The following is a 13,271-nucleotide window of genomic DNA, read 5'->3' on the forward strand; positions in this document are numbered from 1 at the left end:
ATGCAAAAGGCGTCCACTATACTCCTCTGAATATAATGCTGAGGAAGGCTGTTGCAGACGGAGTTACCGATATAACAATTGACAACGTCCTTGGTCACCGGTTTATAGGTAACGGCCTTCGTGGTGACAACGTTAAAATTACCGTTAACGGAGTCCCCGGGGGAGATCTGGGTATGTTTATGAGTGGCCCTGAAATTACTGTTCACGGTAACTGCGACCATGCTCCGGGAAATACGATGGACTCAGGGAAAATAATTATACACGGGAGCGGGGGAGATGCGACTGCTCACAGCATGAGAGGAGGAGAGGTCTATGTCAGGGATGATATTGGCTATCGTGGCGGGATTCACATGAAGGAGTATCAGGATAAAAGGCCTGTGCTTATTGTCGGAGGAAGTGCCCGTGCTTTTCTTGGTGAGTATATGGCCGGTGGACTACTGATGGTTCTTGGGCTGAATGGGAAAAAACCTGTTGATGAGAGGGGGATAGGGAGTGGTATCCATGGGGGCAGGATAATATTAAGAGGAGATATTGATGATTCAAAGTTAGGGGTTGGAGCAGAAACAGAAAAACTCAATGCCGGTGATCTTGAGGATATATCATATTATGTAAAAGAATTTTCTAAATATTTTGATCTTGATTCAGAAAAAATTCTCAAATCAGAATTTATAAAGATTATTCCTGCAAGCTCAAGGCCATTTGCAAATAAATACTGTTGGGAGTGAGATAAAATGTCCCGAAAAAATTATGAAAATTTAAAAGAGGAAGTCTGGGATACGGGAAGATGCTCAGGATGCGGGGCGTGCTGTGCCGTATGTCCTGCAGATGCAATTATCTTTACCGGAGAGGATAATCAGGCACCTGTAAATACCGGCTACTGTAAGGATTTGGAAGATTCAGTGCCCTGTGGGGCCTGTTATTCAGTATGTCCGAGAACTGAAGAATCCGCCAGAAAAAGGGAGATGCTTGGAGAGTATATCCAGATAAATGCAGTAAAATCAGTTGCTGATGTTCCCGGAAGACAGAGTGGCGGAGCAGTTACTGCAATTCTGGCAAATGCCCTGAAAACAGGAATTGTTGATGCTGTTGTTACTGTGTCACAGGATAGCTGGACTCAGAGGCCACAGTCTGTTCTGATTACATCTGAGGAGGCTATGATTGCAACTGCCGGAAGCCGTTACAACTGGTGGACACCTGTTTTAATGGCGCTTTCTGAAGCTGTAATAAGGAAAAAATATGCAAATATTGCTGTTGTCGGAACTCCCTGTGCCGCATCTGCATTAAGACTCATGAAAGAGAGTCAGAACGATTTGGTTATGCCATTTGGTAAGGCAATTCGCCTCATATTCGGACTTTTCTGCACAGAAACCTTTGACTATCATAAACTTATGGAGGGAAAACTGAAGTCAGAGTTAAACATAGATACCTGGAATATAAAAAGAATGGATGTTAAGGGGAAGCTTGAGATAACCTTAACAGACGATTCAAAGGAAATAATTCCGCTTTCTCAGCTGGAAGATACAATTCGTCCCGGTTGCAGTGTATGCACAGATCTTACTGCAGTGGACTCAGATATATCAGCAGGTTCAGTTGGAAGTCCGGATGGATATACAGCTCTTGTAATCAGGACCGATACGGGGCTTGGTTTTGTTGACAGTGCTGAAAGGAACGGACTAATTACAATAACCGGTGATGTTGACCTTGTTCCTGTGGAAAAACTGGCTGAAAAAAAGTCACTCCGAAAAAATTAATTTATAATATTAATGTATTTTTATAGAGGTAGTTCTCTTTTTTTTCAGATTATTTTTATTTTTTATGAAGTGTTTATAAGTTCATTTTGACAGAGTATTATCTCTTCAGGATGGTAGCTTATCAAATGTTTTTTAGTAAATTTTCATTTCAGAATAATAATGTCGGGGATTTTTTTAAAACCCCTCTGTTTCTGGGTTTAACAATAGGCATTCCCTTTTGTATCTTCAAATTATTATTTGGGGTGATAGCATTCAGATATGGAGTTGCTGAATCATATTTTGTTCTTGTGCTATTTGGGCAGATTATTATTTTGTGGGCCGGGTTTGATATTTTAATGAATCTAGGTAAAATACTGCTAAATAATATTCATAAAAAGGACTATTTTGAATATTGTGCAATAGCTCAGATTGGAAGGGTATTTGATATGCCTGCGGTTTTTCTGGCTTTGGATACATTACTTTCTTTTTCCATAATATGTTTTATGCTCTGGTCCGGCTGGATAATTCGTTTCACAACTTTTGAGTCATATCTCTGGTATTTTGCAACAACCCTGAATCTGATAAGCATCTCTCTTGTATCATTGTATACAGAGATAACCAGGGCAAAGGAAAGAACCGATAAAAAAGGAATTAGTGAATAAGTATTGGTATTTTAAATATTTTGGAAAAAATTAATGAAAAGATTATTTTTTTGTCTTTGAACCCGGTGCTCCGGATACAATAGGAATTGCTTCTGCAATCTCTTCAATCATTTCAGCCGGAATCCCCATAACCATAAGATCATCGTTTATACCTGAAAATTTCCTTGAACCGTCACATCCAAGTGAGATATTTGCTTTTCCGGTAAGATATGGTTGCGTACATGCATCTGCACATACTGACTGGATGCCGGAGAACTCTGAATGAATCCTGCCGCCCATTTTATAAAGAATGGCCTGTGCAAATTTGAGCATTATTACAGGAGGTGCGACAATAACCACTACATGTGGATCAAACGGTGTCTTTCCAAGCGGAGCATAGACTGTTGCATATGTTGCAGGCTCTGTGGATGCTATCTTGTGATAATGGGGGACACTTCCTATTGTTCTCATGCAGGATGCCCAGGATTCATATTTACCAAGTTTGTAATAGAACTCTCCTGTCTGGAGTGATGGTGTGATCTCTTTTACTCCCAGAGCCCATGCTCCGCCGGCACATGTATGTTTGCTTCCTGTTGCATAGAATATCTTTCCCTCCAGTGCAGCCATTGCAATCATCTGACAGTGCCTGGCAGGATCTTCAATTTCATTAACACCTTCAGGAATCCCTTCCGGAGATTTTGCAAATTTTACTGCAACAGGTGGCTGCGGAAGATTAAGTGTTTCAATAAGGACTTTTGAGATCTCTTCATAATTCAGTTTTTTTTGCATTTCATCTTTCATTTTTAATCAACTCCAACTCTTCATTTTTATGCATTTAGTATTTTGCATCATTACAATCCGATGTATTCGAGGGCATACAAAAAGATGACTCCTGCAATAAGGCAGAAAACTATCATGTATGTCGGTTTCACTCCCAGCATTTCATAGAGCGTTTCATATTTTATGGGTTTATATTGTAAGATTCCGTCACTTATTTTAGGGTATATTGTTGCAAATATTCCTGTCCCGATTATGATTCCAATCATACCCCCAAAAAGTGCATCCAGAGAACCCTGCCCTACGGCGCCGGCAACTGTTCCCGGACAAAGACCCAGCACTGCAAAACCCGCTCCAAATATGAGCCCTCCAATAACTGTGGTTCCTAAAGACCCTTTTGAAATATGATTTCCTGCATATCCGTAGTGCTGAAGAAGATATATCCCCGGCATCCCGACAAGAACGGCTGCTGCAATTACTTTGACAACAGTGAAATCCACAAGTAAAAGCTGATTGATTATAACATCGTAGTTTGTAACACCGCTCTTCTGAAGCAGGAAACCAAATCCTATGCCCATAAAAAGGCCCAAAATTAGCTGGATGGTTTTGTTTTTATGAAGATTCTCATACATTCAGGCCACCCCGTATATGAGCATTGCAGTCGTAATTCCGCCTGCAAACATGAATATGACTGCAAGTATGCTTGTTATTGAAAGTTGTGAAGTGCCTGAAATTCCATGACCGCTTGTACAGCCACCTGCCCAGCGTGCACCAATCCCCATCAGAATACCGCCAATAAGGGCAACTATGATTCTTGTTATCGGACTGTTTCCAAAACGTGCTGCAAACATGTCCGGTACCCATGTCAGTTCAAAAATTCCTGAAAATGTTGATGATATAAACGCACCAATAATAATTCCGAGGACAAGCATCCATTGCCATTCAATCTGCGGTTTGTACTTTTTATAATAGGGATTTTCATCCATGCCCTTTTTGTTCACAATTTTTTTTATTATGCCAAAAGTTCTGAAATAAGAAGTAGAACAGCCAAGGGGTTTGTCTGAGAGAAGAAATGCGAGCCAGCTCAAAACTCCTATGCCTGCTCCTGCTATATATGGCGACCATGTCACCTGGGTAAGCATCTCAAGCATTATTTTACCTTACCTGTCCATTCTGAATAAACTTATATAAATATATCTGCAAAATTCTGTTCTTTTTAATTAATGTTGAAATGGGGAAAAAATATTTTACCGGACGATCTTTTTAATGATCTGGTATATTAATCAGGAAGTTCTGAATTTTGAAAGATCAGTACCTGGAATAAACCTGTTTTTTAGAAGAATCATAATGGGTATCAATAATAAGATTAAAATCACAGATATCTGAGTATATATTAATTGATATCTGTAATCAAATGGAAAAGGGAATAAAATATGCAAAATTCACTAAAGTTTGTCAATCATAAAATCGAGGAGAATGCCCTTGAAATGACCTATAATCCCCTGGAAAACACAGGGGATGTCATATATAATTTATCCCTCATAAAATCTGAAGATCTTGAAGCAGCAATTAAAATATTTAAGGAATCATACGATGCAGGACTTTGTGTGAGCGACAGAGTGCTTTTTGCCGAAGAAGGTACAGAATTTGAATCTTACAAAGTTCCTTCTGGTCATATCGGGATATGCACCATGTGCAGTCTGATTTTGGATTCAATATTGTATCAGAGGGGAGTTCCTGTGAATCCAATAGGGGGGGGGCTTGTTGAGGTTGAAAAGCTTGTTCCACGCCGTTTTACAGCAATGATACAGTATGAATATACAACAATTGATCCAATTACTGTCATGATATCACTTGGAAATACCTCTGTTATGAATGTTATAAATGAGGGGAGCGGGATAATAATGGCAAATATACGTGAATTTCATATGGAGTCTGAGTCTACAGTATTTGAAGTTTTTGAAGATCTCAATTCAGCAGGTTTTAGCGGGATTTTAGATGTGGGTGTTCCGAATTCATCTCTTCTGGGTGTTCCGGTAACACCAAATTATCAGGGGGTTGCAATGATCGGCGGGACAAATCCAATAGCAGCATTCAAAGAGACAGGTAAATGGGCGGAAGTTCATTCCATGAAAGGGATGATAGACATTTCAATGCTTGAATATCTGGGTGATTATTAAAAAATTTAAAGTTCAAAACTGGAATAAGGGATAATACCTGCTCCAATTTCTGTTTTTAGATTCATTCCTTTTTCAATAGCATATCCTATAAGATTCATTCCGCTGTATGCCACAATCGATGTTCTGTAGGGATCAGGACGTACATTTAATACTCCTTTTCCCATGATGACCGGAAAAATAAATCCTGATCTTCTCATTGATGCTAAAACCTCATTTATGGAGTTCTCTGCAGTCTCCGGGACCTCACGAACATTTGCAAGAACTGTTCCTTTTCCTGTTTTAATAACTGAGCCTATGGATGTCATTCCTGCATTTATAAAAAGCAGAAGTGGATCAACAGTTGTTCCTTTATATCCTATTAAATCCTGAAATCCGGTTGGTTTATAGTTTTCAATTCCCATTGTGCCTCCAAAAGCCATTTTTATGGGTATACCTCCTTTTTGAAGCACACTATCCATAGTTATGCTGCAAACAGTTATTATTCCGGAATGTCCCTGAGGGATCCGTGGATCGTTGTCAATTATCTTATAGGATGAAAAAAAACTGTATTTTTCCTTAATCACTTCATCAAAAGCTTTTGACACAGAATCAACCTGTTCATGAGGTACAAAGGATAGATTATAGGCTACATTTCCGGTTCCTGTTTCCGGATTAAAATTGCTTTTAAATGCAAGTTTTTCAAGTTTTGATATAATAAAACCAATTCTTTCATCGACCAGGGCCCGTTCGGTCTCGGAAATTCCTGCTGTGGTGAGGATTCTGCCTTTGTTGCCTACTTTTGTTGTAAACCCCATTTCATCAAGATAACTGAGATAATACTGGACTGCTCTGTCCGTAAGTGTGAAACCATGACCTTCCATAAGTTCAGACAGACGTTTGGCACCCACCGGTTCCTGATATTCTTTTAATAATCTTAATATCTCAATGCATTTCCTTTCTGATTTAACAAAACTCATATTACTTCAAAAATCTCCTTAAATTATTTTATAGATGAAATATCATATTTAAAAAAAATTCTGCAATTGATTTATCGGAAATATAGAACTATTGAATTAATGAATTATAATAACTTATCGATAAAAGAGGGAATTATAAGATTATTTTTGAAATATTTTGAAATGATAATTATTGGTATAATTATTTTATCTGTTATTTATTTTTCAGACATAAGTGGAAATGCTTTTTTTCAGGAAAAAATTTAGGATGTTAATATCTGGTAAGGTACTGTTCTACTTCCCAGGGGTGTACTGCGGTGCAGAATGAATCCCATTCTATTTTGGCGATGTTATCTATGCCTGTTACTACATGTTCTCCAAATGCTTTACAGATGAGTTCATCCTCAACAAATTTTTTGTTGGCAGTGTAAAGATCTTTTGGGAGGGTTTTGATATGTCCCTGATTTCTTTCCTCTTCTGACATTGCAAAGATATTTTGATTTTCACTTGCGGGTGGCTGCATATCTTTTTTAATTCCTTCTATACCGGCTGCAAGAATTGCTGCAAACAGCAGGTAAGGATTACATGTTGGATCCGGACTTCGCAGTTCAATGCGTGTTGAATTTCCTCTTGGTGCAGGAACACGGATTAAAGCTGTACGGTTTGAAGCACTCCAGGCAATATAAACAGGAGCTTCATATCCCGGAACAAGTCGCTTATATGAGTTGACGGTTGGATTTCCAATGCGTGTAATAGCATTTATGTGGCTGAGAACACCTGCAACAAACTGCATTGAAGTCTCTGAAAGTTCGAGTGGTGCTTCCGGATCATAAAATGCATTCTTTCCATCTTTAAAGAGTGAGCAGTTGGTGTGCATACCGCTTCCGTTTATGCCATATACGGGTTTTGCCATAAATGTTGCATGCATATTATTTGAAAGAGCAATGGTTTTTGTTACAAATCTGAATGTTACAACATTATCTGCTGTTTTTAATGCATCACCATATTTAAAGTCAATTTCATGTTGTGATTCTGCAACCTCGTGGTGGGATGCTTCAATTTCAAATCCCATTTCGGTTAGCGCAATGATAATATCGCGGCGGACGTCTTCAGCCAGGTCTGTAGGTGCAAGGTCGAAGTATCCTCCATGATCTTTAAATTCTGTTGTGGGTTCCCCGTTTACCATTTTGAATAGGAAGAATTCCAGTTCAGGGCCGATATTAAATGTATATCCCATGTCTGCTGCTTCTTTGAGCTGCTTTTTTAGGATATAGCGGGGGTCGCCCTCAAAAGGTGTGCCGTCAGGCATATGCACATCACAGATAAAACGTGCAGCACATTCATCTTTTGATCTCCATGGCAGTAGTGCATATGTGTTAAGATCCGGTTTTAATACCATATCAGACTCTTCGATTCGTGCAAATCCTTCAATTGAGGAACCGTCAAATGAAATTCCGTTGGTAAGTGCTTTTTCTGCCTGTATCTCCGGGATGGCTACATTTTTTATCTGCCCCTGGATGTCGGAAAACTGAAGACGGATAAATTTTACATTATCGTCCTTTATTTTCTGTAGCATTTTTGAAACATCTGTCATGATCATAAATAATAAGATCTCATATTTATATTTCTCGTCATTGTCAATTTAGATACTCAATATTCTATATAGATCTATAGTCAAAAAAATTAGATCAATATTCTAATATCATATATTAATTTGAAATTTAAATTTTAATTCAGACTAATAAAAATTTAAATTTGGGAATTATCCATCACAATATAATTGATGGATGTTTCGCAGATAACGCCGGCATATTCATTGATTCTCTTTAAATTTTCATATATATATCCAATAGAAACAATTCCTGATCGCCCTGTATTAAAAAGATCTTTACTTGCTTTGTTACATTTTTTATTGAAGATTTCCACTTTTAAGAGAGTTTCATTTGTTCCGTTGAGATTCTTTTTAAAGAATGTATCAATTCCTGAATGAAATATTTCCATAGCCTCTGAGGTTAATGCCTGCAAATTATCTATTGTTTTACGTTCAAGAGAGATAAACATCAAATTCTGGATGTTTTCTGTAATATTTACCACCTGGTTTCCTGCACGTTCCATAACTCTTGAAACCTGAAGATAATGAAGGGCCATCTCAACATCCATTCCCATTTCCCGTGACAAAGAGACATTTCTTAAAAGAAGATTGTATTGTCGGGATATCAGCCAGTAAAGTTTGTTAACATCACGATCTCTGGATATTACATCTTCTGCAAGATTTTTATCTCTTGTTTTCAGAGCAAATATTGCATCCCTAAGCATACCTTCAATTATTACATACATTCTTGAGATCACGTTCTCAAATGGCATCTCGCCGGGATTTAAAAGATCTTTTATTATAATGCTCTTTTCGGTCTCTACTGATATTTCCTGACCTATAGATGCCTGAATAAACATCCTGACTGCTTTGTGGGCAAAAGAGGGTATTCTCGCAGATGATACAATTTTGATTGTATTAAAGCCGGTTACATATGCTCCGATCAGCAGGCGGAAGAGATGTTCGGAATCCTCAATATTTTTAAGGTTGAATATCTTCACTCTTTCGGCAATTTTGCCTGTGATCTTTGGAGTTACGGTGAGTGATCCGTCAGGCTGTATAATTAATCCAAGAGGATCGTTTTTTTCGATTCCTGAGTCTTTAATCCACCCTTTTGGAAGAGAAATAATATATGAAGAGCCTCCTGTTATCTGAACTTTTCTTATTTCCATGAATTAATCTCCTTTTAAAGTCGCAATGTCAAATATTTGTTATATATAAATAAAGTTGTTTTACAATTCATCGATCTATATATTGAATTTATTTCCTATATATATCTCTCTGGGATTTTCATCCTGGAAGTAAAAAAAAGTCAGAATGAAGGAATTAATCTCCAAATTATTTTATTAAACAAAATCCTGATTTAATGTGATCAAAATATTTATGGAGTAAATTTAAGGGGTAAAATTAAATTTTTGGGGTTTGAGATTTTTTCTAAAAATTTATATAATTATTTGTTTTTTAAAAGAAGATCTGAGAATGGAGATTTTTTCTCAATAAAGTCCGATAAAAATACGGAAAATTCGTCACTCCAGCATTCAGTATTTTTTAATATTGAAACACTGGAAAAAACTGATTTTTTTACATGTTTTCCGAGACCTGATTCTTTTAGATCATCAGAGTTTAAAAGCTGTAATGCATCCGGATATTTTCGGTGAATTTCAACATAGTACCTGTTTTCATGGATGTATGGTCCTGAATATGTTTTTCCCAAATGTTTTGAAATAAATTTTTCAGAATTTTTGTCATCCCACACAAGAGGTCCTGCTCTTTTCTCAATATCGGGGAGTTGGTCTGTTAATAATTCAAACAAAAGAATGCATTTTGTTTCACCCATGAAGGAATCAGCTCTGTTTACAGAAAAGCCGTTTCTTTCAAGAAGGCCTGAAACAGAATGGATACTCTTTCTTAATTGTGGCACTATTATATCCGGAATGATACCCGGCGTGTCAAATACAATACTGTAGAAAGATGTTCCTCTCTTTTTAATTTTTTCTGAAAATTCCTCTTTGGATATTCTGGATGTATTTTTTCTGGTGAAAAAATCGCAGGAGGGGTGTGTCAGATATCCCCTTGCAAACTCTGAAAATTCATACATTCGTGTTGAAGAGAGGGATGCCGCAACATTTCTCCGCGGATCGACAGGATCTATTACAGCAAGTGGATCATCAAATTCTTTTGCCTGATGTCTTTCCAGATCAATTATTATTCCCGGATGCCACTTTGCTGCTGCGTTTATACATTCTGAAAAATTTCCGTAATACAGGATAAATATTTCACAAAGATAACCTGCAAAACCTTCAGTCATCTGGTCAGAACCATAAACTCCGCATGCTTTTGAAAACTGCTTTAAAAGTAATACATCATCTGTATGAGTGTTTATTCTCTCTTTTATATATCGCGTGTGAAAAGGTGTTCTGTCAACCGCACTTTGTATTTCCTGGGCATTTAAAACTGCATAACATGGAACAAGATCAATATCAAAACCACTTATGTTTGCATTGATGTATGGATGTTCGGCATACTTCTCGACTATCTCACCATTAAACGAAAGTGCAATGTCCCTGGCAAGTCCCAGACCTTTCTCTTCAAGTTCTTCTCTTGAAAGTGAAGGATCAAAAAGCATAAAAATATCCAGATCCTTGTCTCCCGAGACCCATGTGTCGCGGGCAACAGAACCCACAACCATTCCTTTTGCAATGCCGCTTTTATCAACAGAGGCTTTAAGCTCATCCGCTAATTTCCATATTTCTTTTTTTTCCTGTTTATTTGGTCTTATCAGTTCGAGAATCCTTTTTTCACATTCGGTATGCATTAAAACGAAACCTCCATAATATCTTCATATACCGGACCCTGCGGGGTTAGTGTGCTTTTTTTAAGCTTTAAGCCCGAAACCTCAAATTCACCCAGATTCTTATCTGACAGTAATTTGATTATAGCTTTAAGTGAGGGGTGATATTTTTTTATTCGTGCAACAGTTGCATGTGGCTTAAAGGGGCGGTTCTCTTTTACTATACCTATATCTAATGATGCAAGGCCGTCATCTATAATCTCTGCCAGTGAGGATGACATACCATCATCATAACCGTTAATCCAGATAACGCGGGGTGATTTGATGCTGTTAAAAGAAATACCTCTCATATTTATTTCATATTTTGTGTATTTGATCCCTGCAAGATATTTTTTTATCTCTTCAAGTTTCTTTCCGTCTACATCTCCAATAAATTTCAGGGTAATGTGTGAAATATCCGGACTGACAACATTTAATTTTGCTTCTGTTTCTGAAATAATATTATCTATTTCGGAAATTTTTTTCTTGATATCCAAAGGAAGTTCTATTGCGACAAAAACCCTGGTCATTATTTATTATATACGCACTCCTCCTTCTAAATCTGTTGACATATATTTTCCAAAGAATGAATATTTGTATTTTTATTGAATCTGATTGACAACTCTGTGTAAAACAACAGACTTTTTATTTCACAAAAACAACTATCATACAATCACCGATTGGGGGATTTTTTTAGTGTCCGATAATCAAAAAATAGTTGTATATTCTCTTGAAGTTTGTCCAAACTGTGAATTACTGAAAGTTTTGCTTAAGGAAAATGGTATTTCGTATCATGAACTTGATCTTGCAGAGCCGGCAAACATGACTGAACTCAGATTAAACAACGTCTTTGTAAGAGAGGCTCCTGTTCTTCAGGCGGGTGACAAATTTCTGACTTCTCCGGAACTATTTAAGAGTGGTTCTTTAAGGGAAGAAGAGATACTTCGCCTCTGCAAGGGTGAATAATTTATGGAAAGGGAAAACAGGCAATCCCTGCAGCAGACTCTGGAAGGCTTTGCAGTACCTTCACTTCCAAAAGTACGCACCTCGCGTGGTCTTATACTTGAATGGAACCGTGAGAGGATTGTTCAGCAGTTATTAGAAGAGACAAAACTTGTTGAGGAGTTCTACGGGGGGGAGTCTATAGATGAGGAGACTGCCAGAAGAATTGCATTTAATGTTGAACAGAAGATAAAAAAACTCAACCTTAAATTCCTTTCAGGTCCTTTAATCCGTGAAATTGTAAATATCTCTCTTCTTGAACATGATCTGATACCTTACAGAAATGTGTCGACAAGGGTGGGTACGCCTGTATATGATGCCCATCTTATAGATGTCGGAAGAGGGTTTGAGGCAAAAGACAATGCAAATCTCCAGGAGAATGCAGAGACCTCGCATAAGAAAAAAGCGGACAAAATCAGTAAGGAACAATATCTATTACAGATGCCTCCCGAACTGGCAGATTTTCATCTCTCCGGCGATCTGCATATCCATGATTTGGAGTATTTTGGGACCCGTCCTTTCTGTCAGGACTGGGATCTGAGATATTTCTTATATTACGGACTTATGCCTGACGGAAACGGCACAAAGGCATCTGTGGCGGGACCTGCCAAAAGGCCTGAGGTTGCAATTCTTCATGCAGTAAAGGCACTTGGGAGCGCACAGACAAACTTCGCCGGAGGGCAGGGTTATTACAACTTCCTTACATTTATGGCGCCTTTCTTTGAAGGAAAGGACTATGACTGCATAAAGCAGCACATGCAGATGTTTGTCTATGAAATGACTCAGATGATGGTTGCACGCGGGGGCCAGGTTGTATTCTCATCTGTTCAGTTATCTCCGGGTGTTCCAAAACTCTGGCGGGATAAGCCCTGTGTATATAAGGGTAAGGTTTGGGATGGAAAACAGGCGCCGGAGAGGCTTTATGGAGAATTTGAGAAAGAGGTACGTCTTCTTTTTAAGGCTTTGATGGAAGTTATGCTTGAAGGAGATTACTGGGGAAAACCCTTTAATTTCCCCAAGCCTGAGATCAGTGTTGAACCTGATTTCATGTCCGAGAATGAGGATTTCAACAGGGAAAATCCGGACATTCCAACATATAATGAACTTTATCTGATGACGTTTGAGCTTGCCTCAAAGTTTGGTACACCTTATTATGATAACCAGATTCCTGCATACAGAGGGGCAGGAGAGGGGATATCCTGTTATCAGTGCTGTGCATATCAGTTTTCATCACTGGCAAATGAGGATGATCTGTTTGAAGATAAGATGTATTTCAAAGACGGCCATCATTTTTCAATGGGTTCCTGGCTGGTAATTTCCATAAACTGCCCGCGGGCTGCATATAAGGCTGAAGGAGATGATGAAAGGCTTTTTGCAGAGCTGAAAAAACTGATGGATGTTGCAACTGAGATATTTAAGATAAAAAGGAGATGGATGGAAAATATACGGACAAAGGGAAGGATGCCTTTTGCAATGCAGTGTCCAAAAGATCCAAATGATCCTAATGGAGAGATACGAGGTCCTGTTGCTGTTGATCTTGAAGGACTTGTATATACAATTGGAATAGTTGGCGTAAATGAGATGG

Annotated in this window: 14 protein-coding genes; 6 read left to right on the forward strand and 8 right to left on the reverse strand. The window is 38.1% G+C overall.

What is annotated here, in order from left to right:
- The 3 genes from ACTB1O_RS10885 to ACTB1O_RS10895 all read left to right on the forward strand — a co-directional run.
- A partial coding sequence (locus tag ACTB1O_RS10885; protein ID WP_462995162.1) for a GltB/FmdC/FwdC-like GXGXG domain-containing protein occupies positions 1–725 on the forward strand: 725 nt, incomplete at its 5' end.
- Positions 726–731: 6 nt separating this feature from the next.
- Positions 732–1,751: a Coenzyme F420 hydrogenase/dehydrogenase, beta subunit C-terminal domain gene (locus tag ACTB1O_RS10890; protein ID WP_462995163.1), complete on the forward strand. Its 1,020-nt coding sequence runs from the start codon at positions 732–734 to the stop codon at positions 1,749–1,751.
- A gap of 335 nt (positions 1,752–2,086) precedes the next feature.
- Positions 2,087–2,392: a hypothetical protein gene (locus ACTB1O_RS10895; RefSeq protein WP_462995164.1), complete on the forward strand. Its 306-nt coding sequence runs from the start codon at positions 2,087–2,089 to the stop codon at positions 2,390–2,392.
- A 42-nt stretch (positions 2,393–2,434) separates the two neighbouring features.
- On the opposite strand, the gene ACTB1O_RS10900 is transcribed toward ACTB1O_RS10895, so the two are convergent.
- From ACTB1O_RS10900 to ACTB1O_RS10910, 3 genes are read right to left on the reverse strand one after another with little or no spacing between them, the layout of a single operon-like run.
- On the reverse strand, positions 2,435–3,172 hold the full coding sequence (locus tag ACTB1O_RS10900; protein ID WP_462995165.1) for a DUF169 domain-containing protein: 738 nt from the start codon (positions 3,170–3,172) through the stop codon (positions 2,435–2,437).
- Positions 3,173–3,222: 50 nt separating this feature from the next.
- A complete protein-coding gene (locus ACTB1O_RS10905; RefSeq protein WP_462995166.1) occupies positions 3,223–3,780 on the reverse strand; it encodes a YeeE/YedE thiosulfate transporter family protein in 558 nt (185 codons plus the stop codon).
- Positions 3,781–4,299, reverse strand: a complete 519-nt coding sequence (locus ACTB1O_RS10910) for a YeeE/YedE thiosulfate transporter family protein (protein WP_462995167.1) — start codon at positions 4,297–4,299, stop codon at positions 3,781–3,783.
- Between the two features lie 282 nt (positions 4,300–4,581).
- Here ACTB1O_RS10910 and ACTB1O_RS10915 point away from each other — a divergent pair, with 282 nt between their 5' ends.
- A complete protein-coding gene (locus ACTB1O_RS10915) occupies positions 4,582–5,328 on the forward strand; it encodes a DUF128 domain-containing protein (protein WP_462995168.1) in 747 nt (248 codons plus the stop codon).
- A gap of 5 nt (positions 5,329–5,333) precedes the next feature.
- On the opposite strand, the gene ACTB1O_RS10920 is transcribed toward ACTB1O_RS10915, so the two are convergent.
- The 5 genes from ACTB1O_RS10920 to thpR form a co-directional block, all read right to left on the reverse strand.
- Positions 5,334–6,284 carry a DUF128 domain-containing protein gene (locus ACTB1O_RS10920; RefSeq protein WP_462995169.1) on the reverse strand — a complete coding sequence of 317 codons (951 nt, stop codon included), beginning with the start codon at positions 6,282–6,284 and terminating at the stop codon, positions 5,334–5,336.
- Between the two features lie 250 nt (positions 6,285–6,534).
- Positions 6,535–7,857, reverse strand: coding sequence for a glutamine synthetase family protein (locus tag ACTB1O_RS10925; protein WP_462995170.1), 1,323 nt, complete (start codon positions 7,855–7,857; stop codon positions 6,535–6,537).
- A 155-nt stretch (positions 7,858–8,012) separates the two neighbouring features.
- Positions 8,013–9,026, reverse strand: coding sequence for a PhoU domain-containing protein (locus ACTB1O_RS10930; RefSeq protein ID WP_462995171.1), 1,014 nt, complete (start codon positions 9,024–9,026; stop codon positions 8,013–8,015).
- A 278-nt stretch (positions 9,027–9,304) separates the two neighbouring features.
- A complete protein-coding gene (gene cca / locus ACTB1O_RS10935) occupies positions 9,305–10,669 on the reverse strand; it encodes a CCA tRNA nucleotidyltransferase (protein WP_462995172.1) in 1,365 nt (454 codons plus the stop codon).
- The gene (thpR, locus tag ACTB1O_RS10940) at positions 10,669–11,214 is read right to left on the reverse strand and encodes an RNA 2',3'-cyclic phosphodiesterase (protein WP_462995173.1); all 546 of its coding nucleotides are present in this window, start codon (positions 11,212–11,214) and stop codon (positions 10,669–10,671) included. Before thpR ends, cca begins: the two co-directional genes overlap by 1 nt.
- A 166-nt stretch (positions 11,215–11,380) precedes the next feature.
- Here thpR and ACTB1O_RS10945 point away from each other — a divergent pair, with 166 nt between their 5' ends.
- Together ACTB1O_RS10945 and nrdD are read left to right on the forward strand one after the other, a co-directional pair.
- Positions 11,381–11,650, forward strand: a complete 270-nt coding sequence (locus tag ACTB1O_RS10945) for a glutaredoxin family protein (RefSeq protein WP_462995174.1) — start codon at positions 11,381–11,383, stop codon at positions 11,648–11,650.
- Between the two features lie 3 nt (positions 11,651–11,653).
- Positions 11,654–13,271 (forward strand): anaerobic ribonucleoside-triphosphate reductase (gene nrdD, locus ACTB1O_RS10950; protein WP_462995175.1); only part of this gene is annotated, 1,618 nt, incomplete at its 3' end.

It is taken from the genome of Methanomicrobium sp., assembly GCF_055145805.1.